Below are 24,507 nucleotides of genomic sequence, written 5' to 3'. Positions count from 1 at the left end.
ATATATTACAAATTTTCCGCCAAAAATGCCTGGAACGCTTCTGCGGCTGCGTCTTCATCGGCGCCGTCGATCTCGATGGTCAGGTTTTCGCCCTGCTTGGCCCCCAGGCCCATGATGGCAAACAGGCGGCGCGCGTCAGCGGATTTGCCGTCTTTTTTAAGAGTGATTTTGGACGAAAACTCAGCGGCTTTTTTCACCAGCAGGCCGGCCGGGCGTGCATGGATGCCCGCGCTGTCTTTGATTACATACTGCAGTTCTTTCATTATTAATACACCTCAATTAAAAATAGAAATAGGCACCAACATTCAGCCTTGTTTAAGCCAAAATGCTGATGCCTGATCGAATCAGTGACACGCATGTTGTTTCGTGATGTCTATATTATTTTGTAATGTCTATATTATATAGTAATTTGCATAAATGTCAACGGGCTTTTGGAGTTTTTTTATATAGTATATCTGCCAAAAGCCGAGCCATAATCTTGTGCGAAATGGAAAATGTACAGAGTTTACAACAGGTAAGCCGGGCCGGTGACATTCAAAAAGCGGCGGACAGACCGGTAATCACCGGCCTGCCCGCCGCAGCTTGGCATATGCGAACCATCTTGCATGAAAGAAACCGGACTGCTTTTTCAGACAAGCCCCTGAATGAATGCATTGAAGCGACCGATGACGTTTTCATCGCCCACGATCAGTGCTTTGTCACCTTTCACAAATTCGTAATACGGACCGGGTGAGATCAGAATATGGGTATTTTGAATCACGCCGATAATGGTGGCACCGGTATTGTGCCAGATCTCCAACTGCCCGATGCTCTTCCCGATGGCGCCGGACGTATCGGGAATAGCCACCTCCACCGGAGAGATCAGGTCCGAGCGCTTGTATTTGTACATGTCAATGATCCGACTGGTCAAGGTCATAATCTCTTCGTCCATCTGTTCACGTTTCGCAAAAAGCTGGGCGAGTTCCCGGCGCAGATGCGAGATGCTCTCGTCATCCTGAAAACTGTTGACAAACTGGATGGCTTTGGCTTTGGACGCAACGATGATACCGCTGCCCAGATAAATCTCCACCACCTGCTTATCCGCCAGGATGGACATGGCCCTGCGGATCGTCTCGGGAGAAACATGATATTCTGTTGAAAGGATGGAGCGGCCCTTGAGCTTTTCACCTTCGGGAATCTCGCCCGAAGCAATGCGGGCGGCCAGATCCACCGCGATCTTCAAATAGCGCGGCACCGTGATCTGCGCGGAAGATGCCATTGCGTTCATCACCTGTTCCAATCATTTTACAATAGCTTTCATTATACCGTACTCCACCCCCAAATGCAAGCTGCGGCAGCATACCTGTGGAAAATATCCCGAAAACAGCCTTGACAACTCGTCAAAACCATGCTATAATACCATTCGTCGCTTAATAAGCGGGTGTAGTTCAATGGTAGAATTCCAGCCTTCCAAGCTGGTCGCGTGGGTTCGATTCCCATCACCCGCTCCAATGGCTGTGCCGCGGCAGTTGCGTTCACAGCGGTTCGCGTAGGCAGGCAGCCGCAGGCCATACCGGTTGCTTTCCTTTGCTCAGAACTGTGGTTCATCTCCTTTTCATGCGCCTGTAGCTCAGGTGGATAGAGCAACTGCCTTCTAAGCAGTGGGTCGGGAGTTCGAGTCTCTTCAGGCGCACCAGCATGCGGAATAGCCCGCATCCATGTCCACTGCGTGCCGGGCGCAGGCAGCTTGCCGGTTTTTGTTCCGGCCTAAAAAAATATATGGTGGGTATAGCTCAGTCGGTTAGAGTGCCAGGTTGTGGCCCTGGAGGTCATCGGTTCGAATCCGATTATCCACCCCATTTGCAAAAAATCTGCGCGCGGATTTTCCGCGTGCAGTTGTATATTGGGATGTAGCCAAGTGGTAAGGCAACGGACTTTGACTCCGTCATTCCGCAGGTCCGAGTCCTGCCATCCCAACCAGCGGGTACGCTTTTTTCTCATACGCGTCCGATATCTCGGCGAAAACTCCTTCCGGGGCCAACCGGGGCATGTGCACGGAAGCAGGAAGATCATTTCATTTTTTTGCGTTTTGCACACAGCGATGTGCCACAGAACAATTTTTCAATTTTTCTTGACATGCCCGTCGATTTTTGGTATACTATTCAAGCCGCTTATTTGAGCCATTAGCTCAGTTGGCAGAGCACCTGACTTTTAATCAGGGTGTCCCGAGTTCGAATCTCGGATGGCTCACCAAAACAAAACGCTTCTTCATAAAGGAATTTTATTCCTTTATGAAGAAGCGTTTTTCGCACACCGCCCGCACGCAATACCTTGTACCAACCTGGCAGACTGCTATGAAGCGTAAACCGCCTCGATTGTCCCGCGCCAAAGGTTCACATCACGAAATATGCAGTTGCAGACGCAGTTTGTCGGCAATCATGGCAATAAATTCGCTGTTGGTAGGCTTGCCACGGCTGTTGTGGATGGTATAGCCGAAATAAGAGTTGAGGATATCGACATCTCCCCGGTCCCACGCCACCTCGATGGCATGGCGGATGGCCCGTTCCACGCGTGACGAAGTGGTGCCATATTTTTTGGCCACGGAAGGATACAGTTGCTTGGTGATAGAGTTGATGATATCTATGTTGTGGATGGCCATCATGATGGCTTCCCGCAGATAATGGTAGCCCTTGATGTGCGCCGGCACACCGATCTGATGAAAAATCTTGGTAACAATCATCTCCACATCCTGGGATGAGTCATACGACGCAGTCAACGGCTTGGCAGAAGCTGTGTGCAGTTCCTTCTCGCCCCCGGCCAGTTGGTTGATGCGCTCTGCCAGAAGATCATGATCAAACGGCATGGGGAAGAAATAATCCGCTCCCGCTTCCATCACCTGTGCGCTGATAGCGCCGTTGTTGTCGGTGGACATCACGATCATCACCGGCCGGTGCGAAAGGTTCATTCGTCGCACGGCCTTCAGGACACCGATCGCATCGATCCGGGTCATAAACGCGTTCATCAGGACAACTTCAGGTACTTCTCCCTGCAAGCTGTCGAGCACCTCCTGGCCGTCTTTGGCAATGGTGACGACATCCATCCCATAGGTACGTAATGTGGCGGCACAAACCTGCCCCATCTCCGCACTGTTATCAGCAACCAATACTTTCAATTTTTTATCCATTGTGACGGTTCCCCCCTAAATCTTATAGTTATAAAATACCATTAAATTTCAGATTTTTCAAGTGCTTGGATTCATTTTTTCAATTTTTTGGAAATTTTTAGAGGTTGCACGTTTTTTAGGGGAAGCAACTTGCAACGCAATAAACGTTTGCATCGGTTTCATACGTCGGGATCTGTCGCATCCTGCAAGTCGGTATGTGTCAAAACTATGCCGAATCCGTCGCATTTTCCAAAACCGGCACGATTTCTATGCCGACCTCATCATACACCTTTTTAATGCCGCTCTGCAAGCGTTTGAGCCGTCTGCAACATGTTTTCTGCAAAAATCGCGTACCCTTTTTCGGGGTCGTTGACAAAAACATGCGTGACTGCCCCGATAAACATGCCATCCTGAAGAAGCGGACTGCCGCTCATGCCCTGCACGATTCCGCCGGTACGGGAAATAAGCGCCGGGTCTGTCACCCGCACCACCATATTGTGTTCGCCGCTTCCACTTCCGTAGCGCACCTGCTCAATGCATACGGCATACGCGCGAGGGCCCGCCTCATCCGTTGTGACAAGCATCGTCGCCTTTCCCACATGCACCTGCTGTCGTGTGGCCACCGGATAACTTTTGCCCGCCCGCGGCTGGGTGAGTACACCATAGACGCCGGTACTGCCGTTAATGAGCAGACTGCCCAGGTGGGCGTCGGCCAGCGTGCCGATCAACTCACCGGTCTTTCCTTTGGTGCCCTTGTCCACGCCGGTGATAGTGCTGTTCACAGCCTCCCCTTCCAGAAGCGGCAGCACCTTGCCGGTATCCGCATCGCAAACAGGGTGCCCCAGCCCAGCATATACCCCGTTTTGCGGATCAAAATAGGTAACGGTACCGATGCCCGCCGTGCTGTCCCGTACCCAAAGGCCTGCTTTGAACACACCGTCCGTCACGCTCTGCCGCGGACGCAGGCGTGTCTGGAACGCCATGCCGCCGCGCCGCATACTGAGTGTACAGACCTCGCCTGCCGAACCGGCAAAGCGCTCGCCCACTTCCGTGTTGGAGTTAACCGTCTGCCCGTTGATGGCCACCAGAATATCTCCTTTGCGGATACCGGCCTCGGCGGCGGGCGACTGTTTGCCGGCGGCTGTATCCACATCGGTGATGCCGACAACCATCACACCTTCGGTATAAAGCTTGATGCCGAACGGTTCCCCATCGGGCACCACGCTGCGCGCCGGCACCACCTGCACTCGCACGTTCTTCACCTGGAACAGGCCAAGCAAGCGGACATCGGCGGTATAAGTCGCGCCCGCGCGAAGGGTACGTCCGGCACTCACCGCCCCGTCTTGCGTGGAGGAAAGCGGCAAGCCTGCAAATTGCAGCGTCTGTCCCTGGTGCACCTGCAGCGTATCCGGCAGCGCCCCGGCAAACAATTCTCCACACAACACGGCCGAAAGCATGGTCATGCCTGCCAGTACCCATGCAGAACGCAGATATTTCTTCATGGACATCCCCACCTATTCTGAACGATCGGCATATGAAAACCGTCGTCCTTTAATCTTTCCGCAATGGGGGTGGATATCAGATGCAATATCTTCACCTGCTGGGAAAGGCGCGCTAAAGTGTTTACATTTACCCGCGGGGATGGTACTATAATCTTGTTGGCTGACAGGCGGCCAGACTTTCATTTTAAGGCGGTGTTATACTTGAAGGTTGCTGTCATTGGTTCCCGTCATGCGGGGGAAGAAACGTACAATCTGATTCTCCGGCAGTTGCCGAAGGGATGCTCGCAGATCATCACCGGTGGCGCGTGTGGAGTAGATGCTCTGGCCAAACGTGCCGCCGCGGAACTAGGCGTCAAGCACACCTGCATCCGCCCGCGTTACCAGCGGTATGGGCGCTCCGCGCCGCTGGTGCGCAACATCGACATCGTGGAAAACGCAGACTGTGTCCTCGCGTTTTGGGACGGCCAATCCAAAGGCACTCGCCATGCGCTCGGCTGCTGCATCAAACTTGGAAAACCGTTTAAGATTTTTTTGATTACCCGCCACCCGATCCGTATGCCGAATTTTTTGCAAAACTGACGCTGCTGCGCATTCTTTTGCTGCAAAACGGGCAGGACTATAAAATAGTCCTGCCCGTTTTTTGACGCTTTCTTTTTCAGACGACTCACGGCATGGAAATTTCCGAGATAGATTGGGCAACTTCCATGCCCGTTTTTTCGCGGGCAACGTCGGCAAAGCTCAGCATCCCCACCAGTTTGCCGTTATCCACCACCGGCAGCCGCCGCACCTGCTCCGCAGACATCAGGTGCATAGCATTGCTCACCGGGTCCTGCGGCCGCACGGACACCGCGCCATGCGTGCAGATATCCGAAACCTTTACGGTGTCCGCATCTTTGTTTTCGGATACACAGCGCAGCACGATATCCCGGTCGGTCAGCATACCGCGCACGGCGCCACCGTCCACCACCGGCACGGAGCCGATGTTGTTGCGGCTCATCAGCGTGGCGGCTTCCCGCACCGTTGCGGTCGGCTCCACACTGACGATCCGCGTAGTCATGATCTCACTTACCTGCATCGTCCCCTCCTTCTTTCCGCCGCGGAAAGGATATGCGCCATGCGGGCGCGCGGCGAACACTAACATGCAACGGCGCATTGAACGCTCCTTCGCCCATAGTATCCGCGCCGGTTCCGGTGTTTATACACCATGTTCCGGCCGTCAAACGCCTTGCGGCAGACCATATTCCACCAACCGCGCACAGTCACGCGTCTAAAAAATTCATATTATGTTAACAAACCCCGTGGTATTGTTCGTTATAATAAGTTTGTACATTTGAGATAGGAGCCGCACTTATTTCAAATGTACATGCTCTTAACCCTCCTCATTACCCCTCAGGCTTACAAGACAAAGGCTTGGGCTCCCCCGCCCAGGCCTTTGTTCTTTGCAAATTGAAACAACATCAGGCGATATTTTTTCAAATTTTGTAAAAAATATATGACAAAATTCAAAATGTATCTTTCCCTTCCAGATTGGATGAAACCACCATAGACTCAAGGTTTTTTTCGGCATTGCGGCCAAAGCCCCGCTTTCCAACTGCCAACCTCACCATAAAGGAGGAATTTGTGTGCTGCGCAGGCTCTTATTTCTGGCTGTCGCCGTAGCGGCGCTCGCGTTATTGTCCGCCTGCGGCACACAGCCGAGACAGTCTAAAAGCTCCACGGCTGAAGCCATCCCGTCTTCCTTACACGGCGGGACTATTGACAGCACCCTGCCGGCAACCGCCGATCTGAATACCATGGCGCGCACCTATGCCTCCACACCCGGGCGCATCGCCCTTTCGCTCATCATCTGCCGTCTGGATCGTTCCAGTTATCTGCAACCTTTGGCGCAGAAATCAGCGCAGGATCTGTTTTCCATGCTGCGGGAAGTAGCCGCGCAGAATTCGCAGACATTGGAATCGTTGAATACGCAATTCCATTTGACCGATATCCTCTCTTCCGAAGGTATCTATGTGCAAATCCATGCCAATGCCGCTGACCCGCTTTCCACGCCCATTGCCCCCGCGCCGGACTGGATCACGCAGTTCCAGTCCGCTTATGCATCCCTTTCCAGTGCCAGTTCGCAGGCGTGACAGCAAGCCAACATGCATGATAAATCAACAGGCCCGTCGGATCATCGGATCCGGCGGGTCTGTTGGCGGGCATCTGTTATTTATGATAGTTTGCACCATGCAGAATACTGATGGCACGGTAGAGCTGTTCCAGCAGAAACACGCGTGCCAACATATGCGGCATTGTCATGCGAGAAAGGGAAAACTTCTCATCGGCACGAGCTTTCACTTCCGCGGAAAGCCCGTGGGAGCCGCCGATCACATAACAAAATCTGGACTGACCGCCGGTCATCCGCCGGTCCAACGTCTGCGCCAGCGCTCCCGAGTCCATCTCCCGGCCCTCCACGCAAAGCGCTGTAACACATGCATCTTTGGGAAGCGCCGCCAACAGCCGAACTCCTTCCGCCCGCAGCGACATCTCAATCTGCAAGGGAGAAACATCCTTGGGCAGCGGCTGCTCACGCAGCTCATGCACGGTCACATTCGCCCACGCGCCCAGCCGCTTGCTGTATTCGGTGCAGGCCGCTTTCCAATAGGACTCTTTCAGCCCACCGACACACCACAATTCAATCGAAAGCATGTCCGCCTCACAATGTATAAACACGGCCCGGGCCGCTCCGCGGAGCGGCCTCCACACTCACCATATCCTGCATCCCCGCGGCGCAAAGAGCCTCTGTCGCGGTTTCCAGCGCCAACGCGGGCAGGTTATTGTCCGCGCTCAGATGCGCCAATACCACATGCCGCATGCCCGCATCCGCCAGCGCCGGTAACACGGCGGCGCAGTCCCGGTTGGAAAGATGCCCCATGGCCGACAGGATGCGGCGCTTCAGATAATACGGATACCGGCCGTTGCGCAGCATGTCAATGTCGTGGTTGGACTCAAGCATAACCATTTTGCAGCCCTGCACACCGCGCATCACAGGCTCATCCACAAAGCCCAGATCCGTCGCCACGGCGGCATCCTCTCCGCCCGCAAATGAAATGCGATAGCCTACGCTCTCCAAGCTGTCGTGCGAGGTGGCAAATGAAGAAACGGCCATTCCGCCCACTTCGGCACAGCAACCGGTTTCCATCTGCTCAAAGCGATCCGGATTCAGCGCCTCCACCGCGGCGCAGGCGCCCCGAATGGTACCCGGCGTGGCAAAAACCGGGATCTCATATTTTTTGAACAGCATCGGCAGAGCCTTGATGTGGTCACTGTGTTCGTGCGTAAGGAATACGGCGCGCACGCGCGAAATGTCCGACCCAATGGCCAGCAGGCCCGCGCAGATGCGCCGCATGCTGACGCCCGCGTCGATCAGGACGCCGGCATCCCCGTCTTCCACATAGATGCAGTTGCCGCTGCTGCCGCTGTAAAGTGAGCAAAACCTCGCCATATGTACAGGAAAACCTTTCCCTTAAAAATGATGGATGCCTGTAAAACAGAAAACGAACTCAGACCGCACTGGCCAGCGGTTCACCATCCGGTGTGACGGACACGCGCTCGATCTGCGCGCCCAGTGCCCGGAATTTTTCATCCACATACTCATAGCCACGCTCAATATGCCGGATATCCTCGATCTCCGTGACGCCATGCGCCACCAGCCCGGCGATCAGCATGGCCGCGCCGGCCCGCAGATCGGTCGCCTTCACAGGGGCCGCCAGCAACCTGCCCACGCCTTCTACGACCGCGATCTTGCCGTCCACCTGAATGTTCGCGCCCATCCGCTTGAGTTCTTCCACATAGCGGAAACGATTGTCCCACACACCCTCGGTGATGATGCTGGTACCTTGCGCAAGCGAAAGCAGCACCGCCATCTGCGGCTGCATATCGGTGGGGAAACCGGGATGCGGCATGGTTTTCAGGTTGGCATGGTTGAGCGCGCCGTTACGTTCGACCAGGAGCGAGTCGTCGTACTCGGTGATCTGCACGCCCATTTCCGCCAGTTTCGCGGAGATCGACTCCAGATGCTTGGGAATAACGTTTTTCAGGAGCACGCGCCCGCCGGTCGCCGCAGCCGCCGCCATAAACGTTCCCGCCTCGATCTGGTCCGGGATGATGGAATAGGTGCAGCCATGCAGACGGGGCACGCCATGCACCTTGATGACGTCGGTGCCCGCTCCGCGCACATCTGCGCCCATGGCATTCAGGAAGTTTGCCAGATCAACGATATGCGGCTCTTTCGCCGCGTTTTCGATCACCGTCAGACCTTCGCTGCAGACGGCGGAAAGCAGAACGTTCACCGTCGCGCCCACGGACACCACATCCAGATAAATCGAGGTGCCGCACAGGGCGGATGCCGAAACCTCCACCACACCGTGCTCGAGCAGGACGGTCGCGCCAAGCAGTTCCATCCCTTTAATGTGCTGATCGATCGGGCGCACACCGAAATCACAGCCGCCCGGCATCGCCACCTGCGCCCTGTGATAGCGCCCCAGCAGTGCGCCCAGAAAATAGCAGGACGCACGCATTTTCCGTGCGAGTTCATACGGCACCTGCGGCGTGTGCAGATGGGTCGTATCGATTTCCACCACCGAGCGCTGCAGAAAACGCACCCGCGCGCCCATGTGCGTCAGAATATCCAACAGGCTACTTACGTCGCTGATATTGGGAACGTTCTCGATGCGGCATACGCCGCCGGCCAGCACGGTTGCCGGCAATATCGCCACAGCAGCATTTTTCGCGCCGCTGATGCTCACTTCGCCCTGAAGTTTTTTCCCGCCTGTGATGACATACTTATTCAAACCAGAACGCTCCTTTATTCGACATCGGTCATTCTGCGGGCATTCGGAACAGCCGACGCGGTGTCCCCGGTTTTCCGTCGGCCATTTCCCGCCGCATTGCCGGGAAATGCAAACGCCCTGAAACCGTGCGGTCTTGTTCTATCATACAAAATACGTTTGCTTTTGTGTCCTTTATAGTATTGCACCCAAATGAAGTTTTTATCTATAAAAATATAGACAAATGGAAATGTTTTCTATTTATAGAATTTTGTTACTTTCGATGCAATTTTCATACAATCCGGCACAAAATACGGCCGAGATGCGCAAACTACAACTACATATGCGCTTTTCCCAGCCATCGGTATTATAGCACATCGCATTGAAAAAAGCCACAGCTTTGCGTAAGCTGTGGCTAAAGTGTAAAGAAAAATGCACAAGAATCATAATTTTTTCAAACACGATGGGAAACATTGCTATAAAATGCCCTGTATCTGCAAAAATACAGCCCGATTTGTTTACAAAATGACGCAAAGCAGCCGCGCCGTTCAGGCATGGCCATCCGCCCGGTTTATTTGACTTCGTGCGTCCAGTGCAGAGGATCGGGATGTTTGCCCCACTGAATGCCGGTAAGCGTATCGTACAGGCGATGGGAAAGCGGGCCGATCTCGCCGCTGTTGATGACCATGTGCTTTTCTCCCCATTTAAGCTCGCCTATGGGGGAAATGACCGCGGCGGTTCCGGTGCCGAACGCCTCATCAAGATGACCTTCGTCCGCCACTTGGGCGATCTCGTCGATGGTGATGCGGCGTTCTTCCACGGGCACGCCCCAATAACGCAGCATCTCGATAGTGGATTTACGTGTGATGCCCGAAAGGATGCTGCCTTGCAGCGCCGGTGTGACCACCGTGCCGTTGATTTGGAAGAAGACGTTCATGGTGCCGACTTCTTCGACATATTTGCGCTCCACACCATCCAGCCAGAGCACCTGCGTATATTCCTGCTCATGCGCCTCATCCTGCGCCTTGAGCGATGCGGCGTAGTTGCCGCCGGTCTTGGCAAACCCCATGCCGCCTTTCACGGTGCGGACGTAGTTGGTTTCCACATAGATTTTCACCGGATTGAGCCCTTCGGGATAATAGGCGCCAACCGGGCAGAGAATAACAATAAAATAATAATGATGAGACGGACGCACCCCCAGATGAGGGTCGGTGGCGATGATAAACGGACGGATATAGAGCGAAGTACCCTCCAGAGATGGAACCCAGTCTTTTTCCACCAGAATCAGCTTATTCAGCGCCTCGATCATAAACGCCGGATCGATAGGCGGAATGCAGAGCCGCTCGTTGGAAACATTCATGCGTTTGAAATTTTCCTCCGGACGGAAGAGCAGAATGCGGCCGTCCTGTGTCTTGTAGGCTTTCAGTCCCTCAAACACTTCCTGCGCGTAATGCAATACCATGGCAGCCGGGTCGATGGGCAGCGGGCCATAGGGCACGATGCGCGCATCGTGCCATCCCTGTCCTTCATCATAGTCCATCAGAAACATATGGTCGGTAAAAATGTCCCCGAACGGGAGATGATGCTCATCCTGCGGTTTTTTCTTTGGTGTTTTTGTAAGCTCCACGCTTATCTCTGCCATGCAAACTCATACCCTTTCATTATGTAAAAAATAATCAAGCGATCTGAAATCCTCAGATTTTGCGCCAGATCCCGGTTTTGACGCACAGGACCGGCAGACCGCGGGGATGCCGGCGGCCTGCCGGTGAAAGGGAGCGCACATTTTTACATTTTTTGTATGAGAAATGTCCACAGCCCCGGAATATCTTGTGTAAAACCCAAAAACGGGATATTTCTTTTATTATAGCAGTCCTGCCCGGAGAATACAAGTGTCCATACACCGCGGCCTATTTCTTCTTGCTTTTTTCAGGGGCGGACGGTATAATGAAAACATTGTGTGCAACCCTTTTCCGTTCCCGCGCCGGCTGCCGGGCGGGATGCGGCACGGTCCAGGAGTATGGATGAAAATGGATGATTCAATCGAAGCCCAGCGCAGAGAGATCGTGCGCAAGGTCAAGCAACAGAAAAAGCTGGCGCAGAAAAAACGCAAGAAACGCGCAGTGCAGCATTTTTTCCTATCTTTTTTTGGCACACTGGTTGGCATCTTCTGCATCGGGCTCTTCGTCATGTACGGCCCCTTCCCCTATGTACGCAATATGTGGGTGACAACGGCCATGGGCACCGGCCAGCACCAATGGCTGGCCACCATGCTCTTTGACCAGAAAACCATCAATGCCATTCTGGCCAGCAACCAGGTGGTGGAACCGTCCAACAATACCAACCCGAACGCTATCAAGGTATCGGGCAAGGTAAAGGACACCGCCACCACCCTGCCCACCGAATACGGTCAGGAAAACATCATCAACGGCGTCGGCTTTATCCGGATCCGTTCGGACAGCGGGCTTGGGCACCTCTACAAAGGCTGGGTGGTCAAGGTATATGACCCCTCCCGCGTTTATATGGCACTTTCTTACAAATTCGGCACCAGCGGCGAACGTATCTCGCATATGGTAGAACGCACCGGCGCATATGTGGGCATCAATGCCGGCGGCTTTGAGGATCCGGGCGGGGAGGGCAACGGCGGCACGCCCAATGCACTGCTCATCTCCAACTTCAAGATTGAACACCCCCTGCAAAGCAACACCAGCATCCATTCCATCATCGGGCTGGATTCCGCCAACCGCCTCACACTGCAAAAGCTGACTGCCAGCCAAGCTACGCAGAGCGCGGGGCTCAAGGGACTGAAGACCGCCGTGGAATGGTCTCCGTTCCTCATCATGGACGGGCAGCTTTCCTCCATGACGGCGTATTCGGGAGGCGCGCCCCAGCCGCGCACCGCCATCGGCCAAACCAAAACCGGCGTATTGATCTTCCTCATCATCGATGGCAGGCGCCCCGGCGTGAGCGACGGCGCCACATTCAAGGACTTGCAGCAGCTCATGGTGAAGTACGGTGCCTACGAGGCCGCCACGTTGGACGGCGGTTCTTCCTCCACGTTGGTCTACAACGACGGTACCAACGCCAAGGTGGTCAACAACCCTTCCAGTGCGGACGGCGAACGTTATCTGCCCAACGCGTTTCTGATTACCAAAAAATAAGCGACAACAGTCAAAGACTCTCCCGAAAATCGGGAGAGCCTTTTTTCATTGCAAAAACACGAACCCTGTCAAGACGGGCGCGAACGGCGTCTTACTAGAATGGCCTTGCGCAGCAGATCTACCGGAAGGATGGAAAGCGCGAGCAGGATGACCACCAACCATTCCCGTGCATGCAGCCCGTAACAACGCAGAACCGTGCCGCCCAGATAGGTCATGCCGATTTGTACGGTGACGATCAGCGCGATGATCTGAAGAAAAACCTTGTTGCGCCCGAGGTGCTCAAACAGACGGGCCGTGTCGGCGCGGGCATTGAATGCGTTGCAGACCGCGGAGAAAATGAAAAACGCAAAAAAGCCGGTGTAGAGATACCGGGCATCTGCCGCCGGACGGAACCAGCCGCGTACAAACGGTGCATATAAAAAGACCATACCCATCGCAAATATCCACAGGCTGCCGGTAAGGATAGAGCTCCACATAGAGCGGCTGACAATCGCCTCGTCGCGCCGCTTGGGCCGTTCCTGCATATAACGGCGCAGCGCCGGCTCTCCACCAAACGCCAGTGCGGCCAGCGTATCCATTACCAGATTCACCCACAGGATCTGCATGATGGAAAGCGGGTTGTCCATCCCCAGAAACGGCGCAACCAGCGAAAGCAGCACGGCGGCCACGTTGATGGTAAGCTGGAAGACGATGAACTTGCGGATGCTGTTGAAAATGGTGCGGCCATACAGGATGGTCTTGTCGATGGAACTGAAATTGTCGTCCATGATGACGATATCACCCGCCTCCTTGGCCACCTCGGTGCCGCCGCCCATTGCAAAGCCCACGTCCGCCAGTTTCAGTGCGGGCGAATCGTTGACGCCATCGCCTGTCATCCCGGCCACCAGCCCCATCTCCTGCGCCAGACGTACCAGACGGCTCTTGTCGCTGGGCAGGGCGCGCGCCACTACGCGGATCTGCCGCATTTTCGCTTTCACATGGACATCGGAAAGCCGCGCCAGTTCATCCGAAGTGAGCACGAGGTCATCATTCCCGGTGAACAAACCAGCCTCTCTGGCAATGGCCACTGCGGTTTCCCGCCGGTCACCGGTAATCATCACCACCTGCACGCCCGCGCCGTGCACCTCGCGGATAGCCTCCACCGATTCCGGCCGCACCTCATCGCGTATGCCGATGACGCCCACCAGTGTCCAGTCGTCCCCCTCGGGCAACGCGTCCCCCCGCAGCGGCTGGTGGCTCACGGCCAATGCCAGCACCCGAATGGCGCGGTGCGCCAACGCGTCGATGTGAGCAACCACACAGCCGTCCGCACAGAGCCCGTGCGCATATGGCTGGGGCCGTCCATGTGCGTCGTAATACGAACGGCAACGCGGCAAAATTGTTTCAGGCGCGCCTTTGATGAGCGTAAGGGTGCGCTCGCCCTCGATCTGCGCGGCTGAATATTTGTTCGCACTGTCGAACGGGATGGAATGGATGGTCGCTGCGTGCGGAGCCTCGTTGCGCCTTGCGGCAAAACTGAGGATGGCCCGCTCGGTGGCGTTGCCGCCCACCACCCGCATGTTCTTACCCTCGCCGGTGACCACGGCATCGGTGTTATGGTGCAGACTGAGTGCGAGTATTCGTCCCAAACCGCCCACCACCTCGTCATAGCTGGGATAGGCCCTGCCCTGCCCGTCCAGAAAAATGACGGCCTCCAGCTTGCCCTTGGTGATGGTGCCGGTCTTGTCGCTGAACAGAATGTTCAGGCTGCCCGCCGTCTCGATACCGGAGATTTTCCGCACCAGCACGTGATCGCGCAGCATGCGGCCCATGTTCAGCGCCGACACGATGGCGATCATCAGCGGCAGACCCTCCGGCACCGCCATGACGATGATGATGACCGCGAGTATAACCGCTTCCACCAACTGGTTGAGCAGGCCCATCCAGTTGGCGCAGTAGGCAAGGATACGCGCGGAGTCGAACCCGTTGCGCACCACGATGCGCTCAAACAGCACCGCCAGTGCGATGCCCACGCCGCCGATATATCCAAACCGGCTGATGCCGCCGGCCAGTCTTGTCAGTTTCACTTTCAACGGCGAATCGCGCTCGCTGTCCACCTGAAGCTCGCCCGCAATCTGCCCGTAGACCGAATGGTCACCCACCGTGGTGACGCGCATCACCGCATTCCCCGTGCAGACCACCGAACCGCAGAAAACCTGATAGGGATCAAGGAAATCCATTCCGCCGTTTTGCTCGATATAGTTTTCCGGCATCACGACCTTCTCGGCTTCCTTGGCCTCGCCGTTGAGGATAGACTGATCCACTTTCAAGCTGCCGCGCACCAGCGCGCCGTCCGCCGGCACACGGTCTCCCGCCTGGAGCAGCACGCAGTCGTCCACCACAAGTTCGGTGATGGGCAGTTCTACGATCTCTCCGTTTCGATAGACTTTGCAGCGAATAGCCGCCGCCTCGGCCTGCAAGCGCCGGAACGCGTTCTCGTTGCGGTATTCCGAAAAGGTAGATACCAGCGTGGCCAGCAGCACCGCCGCCGCGATGCCCAGCGATTCATACCATCTGGTCTGCCCCAGGATGGCAAACAGCACGTTCACGGCCAGTGCGACACAGAGAATACGGATCATCGGGTCACCCAGATTGGTCCGGAATTTCATCCAGAACCCCTCCTGCATCTTCTCCGTGATACGGTTTTCACCGTACTGCGCGCGGGATGCGCGCACCTGCGTGTCGTCCAAGCCTAAAATTTCCATGATCGTCCTCCCTGCACATGCCTGTATCAACAGTTTGCCCGGCAGGTCCGCCATTCACGCAGGCGGCCCGCACAGGTATCCCACTCTTCTTTTTTCGACAAAGCGGGTTTGCAAAAAGCCGGCACCGCCGTTTCCGGCGCTGTCGGCTTTTGAATGATCGAACGTGCTCAGCGCGTTTTGAGCGCGATAGCCGCTTTGGCTTTTTCCACCAGGTGCTCCGCGGTCAGCCCGTAATAGCGCAGCACTTCCAGCGCCGGACCGGACCGGCCGAACGTATCCTCCACGCCCACGCGCAGCACCGGCACCGGGCAACTCGCCGACACCGACTCGCAGACCGCACCGCCCAGTCCCCCGATGATGTTGTGCTCCTCGGCGGTGACGATGGCGCCGGTTTCCCGCGCGGCGGCGGCAAGCAGATCATCGTCGATGGGCTTGATGGTGGGAATGTCCAGCACTCGCGCATGGATACCCTCGCCCGCAAGCAGATCGGCGGCGACAAGCGCCTGTTCCACCATCAGGCCGGTAGCCGCGAGCGTCACGTCGTGTCCCTCGCGCAACGGGTAACCTTTCCCGATTGTAAAGACATAGTCCCCTTCGTTGAACACCACCGGCACAGGCAAACGCCCGAAGCGCAGGTAGACCGGCCCTTTATAGGCAGCCGCCGCGCGTACGGCCGCCCGCGCCTCCACCGCATCCGCCGGGGAGATGACCGTCATGCCCGGGATGGTGCGCATCAGTGCGATATCCTCGCAGCACTGGTGGGTGGCGCCGTCCTCACCGACCGACAGGCCCGCGTGGGTGGCACCGATCTTGACATTCGCATGCGTATAGCCAATGGAGGTGCGCACCTGCTCGAATGCGCGGCCGGCCGCAAACATGGCGAATGTGCTGGCAAAAACGATCTTGCCCGTCAGAGCGATACCCGCAGCGGCAGCCATCATGTTGCTCTCGGCGATACCGCAGTTGATGTGGCGCTCCGGGAATGCTTTCTGGAACAAATCCGTCTTGGTGGATTTGGAAAGATCGGCGTCCATCACCACCAGGCCGGGATACTCCGCGCCCAGTTTCGCCAGCGTTTCACCATAGGCCTGCCTGGTTGCAATCCGTTTTATTTCCGCCATCAATATCCCGCCTCCAGTTTTGCCTGCGCTTCGCCCAGTTCTTTCATCGCCTGTTCATATTGCTCTTTATTCGGCGCGGTGCCGTGCCACGCTGCCATGTCCTCCATAAACGACACGCCCTTGCCCTTGACCGAGCGCGCCACGATGATGGTGGGCTTGTCCTGAACGGTTTTGGCCAGGGTATACGCCGCGTCGATGGCGTCGAAGTCGTGCGCGCCGATTTCGAGGACATGCCAGCCAAACTCCCGGAACTTGCCCGCGATGGGCAGCGGAGACATGACATCCTCCACGCACCCGTCGATCTGCAGGCCGTTGAAATCCACGAAAGCGACCAGGTTGTCCAGCTTATAGTGCGCGGCGAACATCGCCGCTTCCCAGACCTCGCCCTCTTCCAGCTCCCCATCGCCGAGGATGGCGTAGGTGCGATAGGCCTTGCCGAAAATCTTGGCGGAAAGCGCCATGCCGCAGGCAGCCGAAATGCCCTGCCCCAGCGAACCGGTGGACATATCCAGCCCCGCGACATCCAGCATGTTGGGGTGCCCCTGAAGCGGGCTGTCGATATGCCGGAAGCCGCGCAGCCAATCCACGGGGAAAAACCCCTTCATCGCCAGCGCCGCATAGACGGCCGGCACACAGTGCCCTTTGGACAGGACGAACCGGTCGCGATCCTCCCAGTCCGGGCGCGACGGGTCGATGTGCAGTTCATGAAAATAGAGATAGGCGACCACATCGGCGATCGACAGCGAGCCGCCGGGATGTCCGGACTGTGCGGCGTAAACTTCCTCGATCACATATTTGCGGATCTGCAGTGCCTTTTGGGCCAACTCCGCTCTGCGCTGTTCCTCCAATGGTTTTTATCCTCCTGAAATTTTCCTGCCGGACGGACGCGGTCCTGCCCGTCATGCATTGGCGGCTTTCTCCAGCCGCTCATCAATACAGTTTATAAAATCAGCCACTGCGCCCAGCTTGCACGGACCAACCACCACATCCGCGGCTGCCTTGACATCATCGGGCGCTCCCGCAGGCGCGGCGCTGAAGGCTGCCGTGCGCAACAGCGTGAGATCGTTATAATAATCGCCGATGGCGAAAATATGCTCTTTCTCGATTTGGAGAAGCGAGGCGAGATGCAGCACCGTGGTGCCCTTGGAAACATTCCGCGGCAACACCTCCAGAAAATGCGTGCTGGAAAAGACCATATCCCAGCCGTGGTTGGGCGCTTTGCCTGCAAAATCCGCAAAGACCGGCAGCCGGTCTTCCTCCGCTGCGAAGATCATTTTATGCCAACCGCTTCTGGGCGCGTGGTCGAGATCGGTGATGACATAATGCAGCCGCTCGTTGTTGGTGTGCCTGCGGGTGGCCGTGCTTTCGTGCACAATGTAGACGGCATCGTCCGTGATAAGCTCCACGCCCACCTCCGGAAAGCGACGAATGGCTTCCCGTGCCAGTTCCGTCACCGCTGCGGGCAGGTCTGCGCTCCACACGAACCGCTTGTTGGCATAATCGAAAATGACCGCGCCGTTATACAAAATGCAGGGCGTGTTGACCTCCACACGGTCCAGAAACGCGCCCGCAGAAGAGTGCGTGCGGCCAGTGGCGAATGCAAAATGCCCGCCGCCTTCCATAAATGCGCGTGCGGCTTCAATGTTGCGCGCGGGCATCTCAAAGGTCTCGGTAATGAGCGTGCCGTCCATGTCCGATACGAGCAGATACCCTTCATACGGCAGATTTCTCGACATACGGCCCTCCTGTATTGAGCCGGCGGCGTACCGCACGCCGGCCGCTTTGCAAACCGGGTTTTTCGCGGTCCCTCCCGCATGCGCGCGGGCCGTTCCGCATCTACCATATTATCATACCGCGGGTCATGTCGCAAGGGTAGTGAGAAATTGCCGGAAATACGCGGGTAGTTCGCTGGTAAATTCCATATAACGGCCGGTGGACGGGTGGACGAAGCCCAGCGTGCGCGCGTGCAGACATTGCCCCCGCAGGCCGCACAGCGGCTTGCCATAAACGGGATCGCCCGCCACAGGATGCCCGATATAGGCCATGTGCAGCCGAATCTGGTGCGTACGGCCGGTTTCCAGCCGCAGCCTCAGGTGGGTATAATGCGTATAACGACGCAGCACCGTGTAATGCGTGACGGCGTGACGGCTGTTTTTCTGCGTGACGGCCATACGCTTGCGGTTGGTGGGGTGGCGGCCCACCGGCGCATCCACCGTGCCGCTGTCTTCCTTGATGACGCCACAGACCACCGCTTCGTATTCCCGCAGAAAGCTGTGCGCCTTGATCTGCGCGGCAAGACTCTGGTGCGCGCGATCGTTCTTGGCCACCATCAACAAACCGCTGGTGTCTTTATCAATGCGGTGGACGATGCCCGGCCGCAGCACGCCTCCGATGCCGGACAAGCTGTCCCCACAATGGAAGAGCAGCGCGTTCACCAGCGTGCCGTCCGGGTTGCCCGCGCCCGGGTGCACCACCATGCCCTGCGGCTTGTTCACTACCAGCAGATCGTCGTCCTCATAGACGACCTCGATCGGGATGTCCTGTGCTTTCGCTTCAAGCGGCACCGGATCCGGAAACTCGACCACGATCTCGTCACCCGCGCGCATGCGGTCGTGCTTGCCGGCAGGTTTGCCGTTAAGCGTGACCAGCCCACATTCCAACAGCTTTTGCAGACCGGAGCGTGTCTGATCCGGACACAAACGGGCGAGCGCCCTGTCCAGCCGCTCGCCCGCCTGTTCCATACCGGCCACAAAGGTCTGCCGCGTCATCGTGCGCCCCGTTTTTCCTGCAACAGGAAACACAGGCAGAGCAGCACCGCGCCCACAACCACAAAACTGTCCGCTACGTTGAATATTGCAAAATGAATGATCTTTACATACAGAAAATCGACCACTTCGCCCGTTGTCAACCGGTCGATGAGGTTGCCGATGCCGCCCGCGATGATGAGGGTGAGTGCCAGATTGCCCAGCCACCCGCGCAGTTTGCCCGCAAACAGCACCCAAATGCATACGCCAACCAGCACGATGGTAAAGCCTGCCAAGAGCCAGCGGCCAAACGCCAGCGTATCAAACAACGAGAACGCCGCGCCGGTGTTGCGCAGATAATACAGATGCAGAAGCGGCCCAAGAACGGGAATGTCCTCCCCCAACTGCATGTGGGCGACCACCGCCAGCTTGGTCAGGCGATCGGCCGCCACCAGTGCAGCCGCGAGCAACAGCCAGATCCACGGCGCGACGCCGCATCTGCTTCGGCCATATCCGCGCCTTCGAGAGGCAAACATGCTCCGTCTCATTCCACGATCCCCGCACAACGGCTGCAAAGAGTGGGATGTTTCGTCGACTGCCCTACCGTGTCGCTGTAGACCCAGCAGCGTTCGCACTTCTCCCCGTGCGCGTGCGCCACTGTAACCGACAGGCCCTCTACGTCGCCCTGGAACGCGCCCGTGCCCTCTTTTTCCAGATGCACGCCGGAAACGATGAACACAGCGGGCAGCTCTTCCACCACGGACTGGAGGAAGTCGTACAGTTCGCCGGCGGCATACAGCGTCACTTCCGCTTCGAGCGAGCCGCCGATCTCATGCGCCGTACGGGAAAGCTCCAGCGCTTTTTTCACATCGTCGCGGATGGTGTGGATGCGCTCCCAGCGACCGGTAAACGCTTCGTCGAACGACTCGCCCGAGAGCGACGGCATGCCCGCGTACAGCACGCTTTCCTGCTCTGCGTCGTGCGGGAGATACTGCCAGATTTCCTCGGCTGTGAAGACGAGAATGGGCGCCACCAGCCGGGTAAGCGAATCAAGGATGCGGTGGATGACGGTCTGCGCCGCGCGGCGGGAAACCGAATCCGCCTTTTCGACATACAGCCGGTCCTTGAGCACATCCAGATAGAAGTTGGACATATCCACCACACAGAAATTGTGCACCGCGTGGAAAATAGTGTGGAACTCGTAGTGTTCATACGCCGTGACAACGGTCTTCTGTAGCTCGTCCAGCCGCCACACCGCCCATTTGTCGATGGGCAGCAGCGCGTCGAACGCCACCGCGTCTTTCTGCGGATCAAAGTCCGACGTGTTGCCGAGGATATACCGCGCGGTGTTGCGGATCTTGCGGTAGACTTCCGAAAGCTGCTTGAGGATGTTGTCCGACACGCGGACATCGCCCTGATAATCCGACGATGCCACCCAAAGGCGCAGGATATCCGCACCGAATTTTTTCACAATATCGCCCGGTGCGATGCCGTTGCCCAGACTCTTGGACATCTTGCGGCCTTCGCCGTCCACCACCATGCCGTGGGTGATGACCATTTTATAAGGGGCGACGCCTTTCCACGCGATGCTGGTGAGCAGCGAGGACTGGAACCAGCCACGGTACTGGTCGTTGCCTTCCAGATAAATGTCCGCCGGCCAGTGCAGGTCGGGGCGGGTGGCCAGCACGGCGGCGTGGGTCACGCCCGAGTCGAACCAGACATCCATGACGTCCTGCTCTTTGGCGAACGCGTGCCCGCCGCAGGAGCAGACGGTGCCTCCCGGCAGGATTTCCTCCGCGCTGTATTTCCACCAGGCGTCGGCGCCCTCTTTGCGAAACAGCGCAGCCACCGCGTCGATGCTCTCACGGGTGATGAGCTCCTTGCCGCAGTCCTTGCAGTAAAAAATAGGGATGGGCACGCCCCACAGACGCTGGCGCGAAATGCACCAGTCGCTGCGGTCACGCACCATGCCGGTGATGCGCTCCTCGCCCCATGCGGGCAGCCACTCCACACCGCGGATGGCCTCGAACGTTTTTTCCTTGATGTCGTCCACCGAGCAGAACCACTGTTCGGTCGCGCGGAAAAGCACCGGATGCTTACAGCGCCAGCAGTGCGGATACTGGTGGGTGATGTGCTCCGTCGCAAAAAGCGCACCGGTCTCTGCGAGGTGTTCCCGGATGGCCTTGTTTGCCTTGTCGGTGGTCAGCCCCTCGAACGGGCCGGCGTCTTTGGTCAGGCGACCCTTGTCATCCACCGGCACCACAATGGGCAACTGCGGATAATTCCGGCAGACCTCGAAGTCCTCCACGCCGTGTCCCGGCGCGGTATGCACGCAGCCGGTGCCGCTTTCCAGCGTAACGTGGCCGCCCACGATAACCAGCGACTGCCTGTCCAGGAACGGATGCTTCGCGGTGATGCCCTCAAGCTCTGCTCCGGGAATGGTGCCGAGCACTTCATAGTTTTCCACGCCGCCGGCCTGCATGGCTTTTTCGGCCAGCGCTGCGGCCACCACATAACAGGAATCACCCGCGCGCACCAACGCGTAGTCAAACTCCGGCCCGAGGCAGATAGCCACGTTGCCCGGCAATGTCCATGTGGTAGTCGTCCAGATAATGAAATAGGTGCTGCCGGGCTTTGCGCCGAGCGGATAGAGCTTGCCGTGGTCATCCGTCACTTCAAATTTGACGTAGACGGAATCGCATGGGTCTTCCGCGTATTCGATCTCCGCCTCTGCGAGAGCTGTCTCGTCGTGCGGGCACCAGTAGACCGGCTTGAGCCCTTTATAGATATAGCCTTTGAGCGCCATTTCGCCAAAGACCTCGATCTGCCTTGCCTCGAATGCAGGGTTGAGCGTGCGGTAGGGATGTTTCCAGTCGCCGATAACGCCCAGCCGCTTGAACTGTTCCGTCATCACTTCGATATGGGAAAGCGCAAAATCCCGACAATGCCCGCGAAACTCCGCCGGATCATCGCTGCGCCGGTTCAGACCCACCTTGTCGATCGCCTTGCGCTCGATGGGCAGGCCGTGCGTGTCCCACCCCGGCACATAAGGCGCTTTGAAGCCGGACATATTTTTGTAGCGCATGATGAAATCCTTGAGGATCTTGTTCATGGCCGTGCCGAGATGGATATCACCGTTGGCATAGGGCGGACCGTCGTGCAACACAAAGAGGGGCTTGCCCTCGTTGTGCCGCATCAGGGCATTCCAGAAATCCTGCTCTTCCCACTTTTTGAGCAGCTCCGGCTCTTTCTGGGGCAGGCCCGCCCGCATGGGGAATGCCGTCTTCGGCAGGTTCAGCGTATTGTTATAATCCTCAGGCATGGGTACACGTCGCTCCTTATCCGATGTTTACGAAAAGCGAAAACCGTTCCGCTGCAGACGCCGGGGCGCCTGTTCATTCTTCCTCTTGCTCGCCGTCCGCCGAGAACGGGACATATTCCCCCGTCTGCTCGTCATAGCGCATGTTCAGCCGCACGGACACGGTGTTCATGGGTTTTGCAGTCTCCCCGGCAGGCGCCTGTGCGGCGGCGGCTTCCTCTTGTGCGGCAGGCTGCGCCTCTTCTTCCAGGGCAGGTGCAGCAGCCGGTTTTTCTTCAGCAGCCGACGCTGCCGTGGTATCGGCCGTCGGTGCTTCGTTTTCATTCTTTGCAGGCTCCGCAGTGCCTGCGGGCGCTTCCACCGGTATGGCGCCGATCAGCTCCAGATGTGCGCGGTAGATATCCAACAGCTTGGAGCGGAATGCGGCGACTTCCGTTTTCATGCGCGTCAGTTCTTCTTTTTCCTGCACGATCTGAATCTGCACACTGCCGGTGAGACGGTCGGCCTTGGTGCGCGCTTCCACCAGAATTTCTTCCGCCTGCGCCTTTGCATCGTGCACCAGCGAGTCGGCAAACTTCTGAGCGCTCAGCAGTGCGTCACGCAGGCTGTCCTTATCGGCTTCCACTTCCGCCGCCTGTGTGCGCAGCGCTTCGACCTGCCGCTTGAGGTCGCCGTTTTCGCGCGTCAGCTGCGTAAAAGCGTTGGCCGCTTCCGTCAGGAACGCCTCCACTTCCGTGGTTTTATAGCCGCCCATGCGCGTTTTTTCAAACCGCTTATTTAAAAGTTCACCCGACGTCATGCCGCCGCCTCCTCATTTCCTGTTACACATACTTGCGCGCCGCGAAGCGCAGCCGCCCTTTCCGCGTGGGCGGGCCGAGTTCATCCACGACAAAGCGGCCACAGCCGCGGATGGACAGCGAAGCGCCGGGCGGCACCCGGCAAGCCCGGTCGGTCACCGTTCGAAAATCCAACGCCACCCGCCCGGCCGTGATACCGTCCTCCGCCTGGGTACGGGAGCAGCCGGTGAGTGCGGCAACCACGCAGTCGAGCCGTTCGGAAGCGACAGTGCCGCCGATCTCCGCAAAATGCGCTTCACGACGCACATCCCCCTCATACGGCTCGCAGGAAACGCCGATACGCCCCACACGGGAAAGGTTGGACCGTACGAAAGCGGCCACCGCGTTTTCCAAAAACGCCACGCAGTCGTTTGAACGTACGACAAGGTCGCCCACCTTTTCGCGTTTGAGGCCCAGCGAAAGCAGCGCACCCAGAAAATCACGATGGTTCAGTTCCGCACCTTTCCAGATGATCTGCACCGCTGTAATGGGAAACGCCGCGCCGTCCGGCACCTCTTCCTGCGGGAAGACGCCGAGCATCCGGCGCTCCGCGTCCGCATAACCGCCCCAGAGCAGAAACGATGCATCAGCATGCTTTGCCGACAGATGCCGCAAAACGGCCGCCTGTTCCCGCTCGTCGAGGAACCCGACGAAACGGGCCGCGTACCGCCCCACCGCCCGCAACGCATCGTCTGCGCGCGCAAAAAGCAGACTGTCGTCTGTTCCTGGCATTTTCAAAAGCGTCACCTTGTCAATGGAGCATCGTGAAAAAGACGCCGAACAGCATGTTGATGATCCACTGGAGCAAACTCAAAGCAATCCAGGCTACGATCGGGGAAAAATCCACCGGCAGACGGCTGAGGGCGGGAATGCGCATCAGCAGATGCCGGAAAGGGGCCAAAACCGGCTCAGTGAGCGCGACGATGAGACGTCCCACATGCGACTGAATCAACTGCGGCACCCACGAAATGAGCACCCTGACCAGAATCAACGCATTGATGATCCAAATCAGGCCGCCAAACGCACGCAGAAGCCCATAACTCAAAGCGTAAGCCAATCCATCCCCTCCACAGCAAAAACGGTGCGGCGTACGGCACCGAAATGAAAAGCCGCCCCACCATCAAACAGGGCGG

General features: G+C 57.4%; 22 protein-coding genes and 5 tRNA genes. 8 read left to right on the top strand and 19 right to left on the bottom strand.

Annotated features, from left to right (window positions below; all coding sequences use genetic code 11):
• Positions 1-5: 5 nt before the first annotated feature.
• Entirely contained in the window at positions 6-263 is a 258-nt protein-coding gene (locus tag ETHHA_RS03655; protein ID WP_013484658.1) for an HPr family phosphocarrier protein, read from the bottom strand.
• A gap of 365 nt (positions 264-628) precedes the next feature.
• Positions 629-1,258: a GntR family transcriptional regulator gene (locus tag ETHHA_RS03650; protein ID WP_041686634.1), complete on the bottom strand. Its 630-nt coding sequence runs from the start codon at positions 1,256-1,258 to the stop codon at positions 629-631.
• A 158-nt stretch (positions 1,259-1,416) separates the two neighbouring features.
• Between ETHHA_RS03650 and ETHHA_RS03645 the strand changes: the two genes are divergently transcribed.
• From ETHHA_RS03645 to ETHHA_RS03625, 5 genes are all read left to right on the top strand, one after another.
• Positions 1,417-1,490: transfer RNA gene (locus ETHHA_RS03645), tRNA-Gly, on the top strand.
• Between the two features lie 108 nt (positions 1,491-1,598).
• Positions 1,599-1,675, top strand: a tRNA-Arg gene (locus tag ETHHA_RS03640).
• Between the two features lie 86 nt (positions 1,676-1,761).
• Positions 1,762-1,838: transfer RNA gene (locus ETHHA_RS03635), tRNA-His, on the top strand.
• Between the two features lie 45 nt (positions 1,839-1,883).
• Positions 1,884-1,959 (top strand) — tRNA-Gln (locus ETHHA_RS03630).
• 197 nt (positions 1,960-2,156) lie between these two features.
• Positions 2,157-2,232: transfer RNA gene (locus ETHHA_RS03625), tRNA-Lys, on the top strand.
• 145 nt (positions 2,233-2,377) lie between these two features.
• Here ETHHA_RS03625 and spo0A read toward each other — a convergent pair.
• Complete coding sequence (gene spo0A / locus ETHHA_RS03620) at positions 2,378-3,163, bottom strand: sporulation transcription factor Spo0A (RefSeq protein WP_013484656.1); 786 nt, start codon at positions 3,161-3,163, stop codon at positions 2,378-2,380.
• Positions 3,164-3,435: 272 nt separating this feature from the next.
• Complete coding sequence (gene spoIVB, locus ETHHA_RS03615) at positions 3,436-4,644, bottom strand: SpoIVB peptidase (protein ID WP_013484655.1); 1,209 nt, start codon at positions 4,642-4,644, stop codon at positions 3,436-3,438.
• A gap of 201 nt (positions 4,645-4,845) precedes the next feature.
• Here spoIVB and ETHHA_RS15780 point away from each other — a divergent pair, with 201 nt between their 5' ends.
• A complete protein-coding gene (locus ETHHA_RS15780; RefSeq protein ID WP_013484654.1) occupies positions 4,846-5,223 on the top strand; it encodes a DNA-processing protein DprA in 378 nt (125 codons plus the stop codon).
• A gap of 85 nt (positions 5,224-5,308) precedes the next feature.
• Here ETHHA_RS15780 and ETHHA_RS03605 read toward each other — a convergent pair whose 3' ends face one another.
• The gene (locus ETHHA_RS03605; RefSeq protein ID WP_041687114.1) at positions 5,309-5,719 is read right to left on the bottom strand and encodes a CBS domain-containing protein; all 411 of its coding nucleotides are present in this window, start codon (positions 5,717-5,719) and stop codon (positions 5,309-5,311) included.
• A 547-nt stretch (positions 5,720-6,266) separates the two neighbouring features.
• Here ETHHA_RS03605 and ETHHA_RS03600 point away from each other — a divergent pair.
• Positions 6,267-6,773, top strand: coding sequence for a hypothetical protein (locus tag ETHHA_RS03600; RefSeq protein ID WP_013484652.1), 507 nt, complete (start codon positions 6,267-6,269; stop codon positions 6,771-6,773).
• A gap of 76 nt (positions 6,774-6,849) precedes the next feature.
• Here the strand turns inward: ETHHA_RS03600 and ETHHA_RS03595 are convergent, their stop codons facing one another.
• From ETHHA_RS03595 to ETHHA_RS03580, 4 genes are all read right to left on the bottom strand, one after another.
• A complete protein-coding gene (locus ETHHA_RS03595) occupies positions 6,850-7,332 on the bottom strand; it encodes a 23S rRNA (pseudouridine(1915)-N(3))-methyltransferase RlmH (protein ID WP_013484651.1) in 483 nt (160 codons plus the stop codon).
• Between the two features lie 7 nt (positions 7,333-7,339).
• Entirely contained in the window at positions 7,340-8,128 is a 789-nt protein-coding gene (locus tag ETHHA_RS03590; RefSeq protein ID WP_013484650.1) for an MBL fold metallo-hydrolase, read from the bottom strand.
• A 58-nt stretch (positions 8,129-8,186) separates the two neighbouring features.
• Positions 8,187-9,476 carry a UDP-N-acetylglucosamine 1-carboxyvinyltransferase gene (locus tag ETHHA_RS03585; protein WP_013484649.1) on the bottom strand — a complete coding sequence of 430 codons (1,290 nt, stop codon included), beginning with the start codon at positions 9,474-9,476 and terminating at the stop codon, positions 8,187-8,189.
• A gap of 547 nt (positions 9,477-10,023) precedes the next feature.
• On the bottom strand, positions 10,024-11,094 hold the full coding sequence (locus tag ETHHA_RS03580) for a branched-chain amino acid aminotransferase (protein WP_013484648.1): 1,071 nt from the start codon (positions 11,092-11,094) through the stop codon (positions 10,024-10,026).
• A 385-nt stretch (positions 11,095-11,479) separates the two neighbouring features.
• Here ETHHA_RS03580 and ETHHA_RS03575 point away from each other — a divergent pair, with 385 nt between their 5' ends.
• Positions 11,480-12,610 (top strand): phosphodiester glycosidase family protein, encoded by a 1,131-nt coding sequence (locus ETHHA_RS03575; RefSeq protein WP_159033350.1) that lies wholly within the window; start codon positions 11,480-11,482, stop codon positions 12,608-12,610.
• A 68-nt stretch (positions 12,611-12,678) separates the two neighbouring features.
• Here ETHHA_RS03575 and ETHHA_RS03570 read toward each other — a convergent pair whose 3' ends face one another.
• The 10 genes from ETHHA_RS03570 to ETHHA_RS03525 form a co-directional block, all read right to left on the bottom strand.
• The gene (locus tag ETHHA_RS03570; protein WP_013484646.1) at positions 12,679-15,354 is read right to left on the bottom strand and encodes a calcium-translocating P-type ATPase, PMCA-type; all 2,676 of its coding nucleotides are present in this window, start codon (positions 15,352-15,354) and stop codon (positions 12,679-12,681) included.
• Positions 15,355-15,521: 167 nt separating this feature from the next.
• A complete protein-coding gene (locus tag ETHHA_RS03565) occupies positions 15,522-16,475 on the bottom strand; it encodes a transketolase family protein (RefSeq protein ID WP_013484645.1) in 954 nt (317 codons plus the stop codon).
• Complete coding sequence (locus ETHHA_RS03560; protein ID WP_013484644.1) at positions 16,475-17,323, bottom strand: transketolase; 849 nt, start codon at positions 17,321-17,323, stop codon at positions 16,475-16,477. Before ETHHA_RS03560 ends, ETHHA_RS03565 begins: the two co-directional genes overlap by 1 nt.
• A 51-nt stretch (positions 17,324-17,374) precedes the next feature.
• A complete protein-coding gene (locus ETHHA_RS03555; RefSeq protein WP_013484643.1) occupies positions 17,375-18,211 on the bottom strand; it encodes an HAD-IIB family hydrolase in 837 nt (278 codons plus the stop codon).
• Between the two features lie 123 nt (positions 18,212-18,334).
• A complete protein-coding gene (locus ETHHA_RS03550; RefSeq protein WP_013484642.1) occupies positions 18,335-19,243 on the bottom strand; it encodes an RluA family pseudouridine synthase in 909 nt (302 codons plus the stop codon).
• Positions 19,240-19,767, bottom strand: coding sequence for a signal peptidase II (gene lspA, locus ETHHA_RS03545; protein ID WP_013484641.1), 528 nt, complete (start codon positions 19,765-19,767; stop codon positions 19,240-19,242). The genes ETHHA_RS03550 and lspA overlap by 4 nt, the downstream gene beginning before the upstream one ends.
• Positions 19,764-22,541 (bottom strand): isoleucine--tRNA ligase, encoded by a 2,778-nt coding sequence (gene ileS / locus ETHHA_RS03540; protein WP_013484640.1) that lies wholly within the window; start codon positions 22,539-22,541, stop codon positions 19,764-19,766. The genes lspA and ileS overlap by 4 nt, the downstream gene beginning before the upstream one ends.
• Before the next feature lie 73 nt (positions 22,542-22,614).
• The gene (locus ETHHA_RS03535) at positions 22,615-23,337 is read right to left on the bottom strand and encodes a DivIVA domain-containing protein (RefSeq protein ID WP_013484639.1); all 723 of its coding nucleotides are present in this window, start codon (positions 23,335-23,337) and stop codon (positions 22,615-22,617) included.
• A 22-nt stretch (positions 23,338-23,359) separates the two neighbouring features.
• A complete protein-coding gene (locus ETHHA_RS03530; RefSeq protein WP_013484638.1) occupies positions 23,360-24,106 on the bottom strand; it encodes a YlmH family RNA-binding protein in 747 nt (248 codons plus the stop codon).
• A gap of 19 nt (positions 24,107-24,125) precedes the next feature.
• Positions 24,126-24,431 carry a YggT family protein gene (locus ETHHA_RS03525; RefSeq protein ID WP_013484637.1) on the bottom strand — a complete coding sequence of 102 codons (306 nt, stop codon included), beginning with the start codon at positions 24,429-24,431 and terminating at the stop codon, positions 24,126-24,128.
• Positions 24,432-24,507 lie beyond the last annotated feature (76 nt).

The organism is Ethanoligenens harbinense YUAN-3 (assembly GCF_000178115.2).
Lineage (GTDB): Bacteria > Bacillota > Clostridia > Oscillospirales > Ethanoligenentaceae > Ethanoligenens > Ethanoligenens harbinense.
This window is presented reverse-complemented; position numbering and strand designations above follow the sequence as displayed.

Bases quoted from the DNA above. Each gene is read 5' to 3' on its own strand.
- ETHHA_RS03655 (WP_013484658.1), bottom strand. From the start codon at position 263: ATGAAAGAACTGCAGTATGTAATCAAAGACAGCGCGGGCATCCATGCA.
- ETHHA_RS03650 (WP_041686634.1), bottom strand. From the start codon at position 1,258: ATGGCATCTTCCGCGCAGATCACGGTGCCGCGCTATTTGAAGATCGCG.
- spo0A (WP_013484656.1), bottom strand. From the start codon at position 3,163: ATGGATAAAAAATTGAAAGTATTGGTTGCTGATAACAGTGCGGAGATG.
- spoIVB (WP_013484655.1), bottom strand. From the start codon at position 4,644: ATGAAGAAATATCTGCGTTCTGCATGGGTACTGGCAGGCATGACCATG.
- ETHHA_RS03605 (WP_041687114.1), bottom strand. From the start codon at position 5,719: ATGCAGGTAAGTGAGATCATGACTACGCGGATCGTCAGTGTGGAGCCG.
- ETHHA_RS03595 (WP_013484651.1), bottom strand. From the start codon at position 7,332: ATGCTTTCGATTGAATTGTGGTGTGTCGGTGGGCTGAAAGAGTCCTAT.
- ETHHA_RS03590 (WP_013484650.1), bottom strand. From the start codon at position 8,128: ATGGCGAGGTTTTGCTCACTTTACAGCGGCAGCAGCGGCAACTGCATC.
- ETHHA_RS03580 (WP_013484648.1), bottom strand. From the start codon at position 11,094: ATGGCAGAGATAAGCGTGGAGCTTACAAAAACACCAAAGAAAAAACCG.
- ETHHA_RS03575 (WP_159033350.1), top strand. From the start codon at position 11,480: ATGGATGATTCAATCGAAGCCCAGCGCAGAGAGATCGTGCGCAAGGTC.
- ETHHA_RS03570 (WP_013484646.1), bottom strand. From the start codon at position 15,354: ATGGAAATTTTAGGCTTGGACGACACGCAGGTGCGCGCATCCCGCGCG.
- ETHHA_RS03565 (WP_013484645.1), bottom strand. From the start codon at position 16,475: ATGGCGGAAATAAAACGGATTGCAACCAGGCAGGCCTATGGTGAAACG.
- ETHHA_RS03555 (WP_013484643.1), bottom strand. From the start codon at position 18,211: ATGTCGAGAAATCTGCCGTATGAAGGGTATCTGCTCGTATCGGACATG.
- ETHHA_RS03550 (WP_013484642.1), bottom strand. From the start codon at position 19,243: ATGACGCGGCAGACCTTTGTGGCCGGTATGGAACAGGCGGGCGAGCGG.
- lspA (WP_013484641.1), bottom strand. From the start codon at position 19,767: ATGAGACGGAGCATGTTTGCCTCTCGAAGGCGCGGATATGGCCGAAGC.
- ileS (WP_013484640.1), bottom strand. From the start codon at position 22,541: ATGCCTGAGGATTATAACAATACGCTGAACCTGCCGAAGACGGCATTC.
- ETHHA_RS03535 (WP_013484639.1), bottom strand. From the start codon at position 23,337: ATGACGTCGGGTGAACTTTTAAATAAGCGGTTTGAAAAAACGCGCATG.
- ETHHA_RS03530 (WP_013484638.1), bottom strand. From the start codon at position 24,106: ATGCCAGGAACAGACGACAGTCTGCTTTTTGCGCGCGCAGACGATGCG.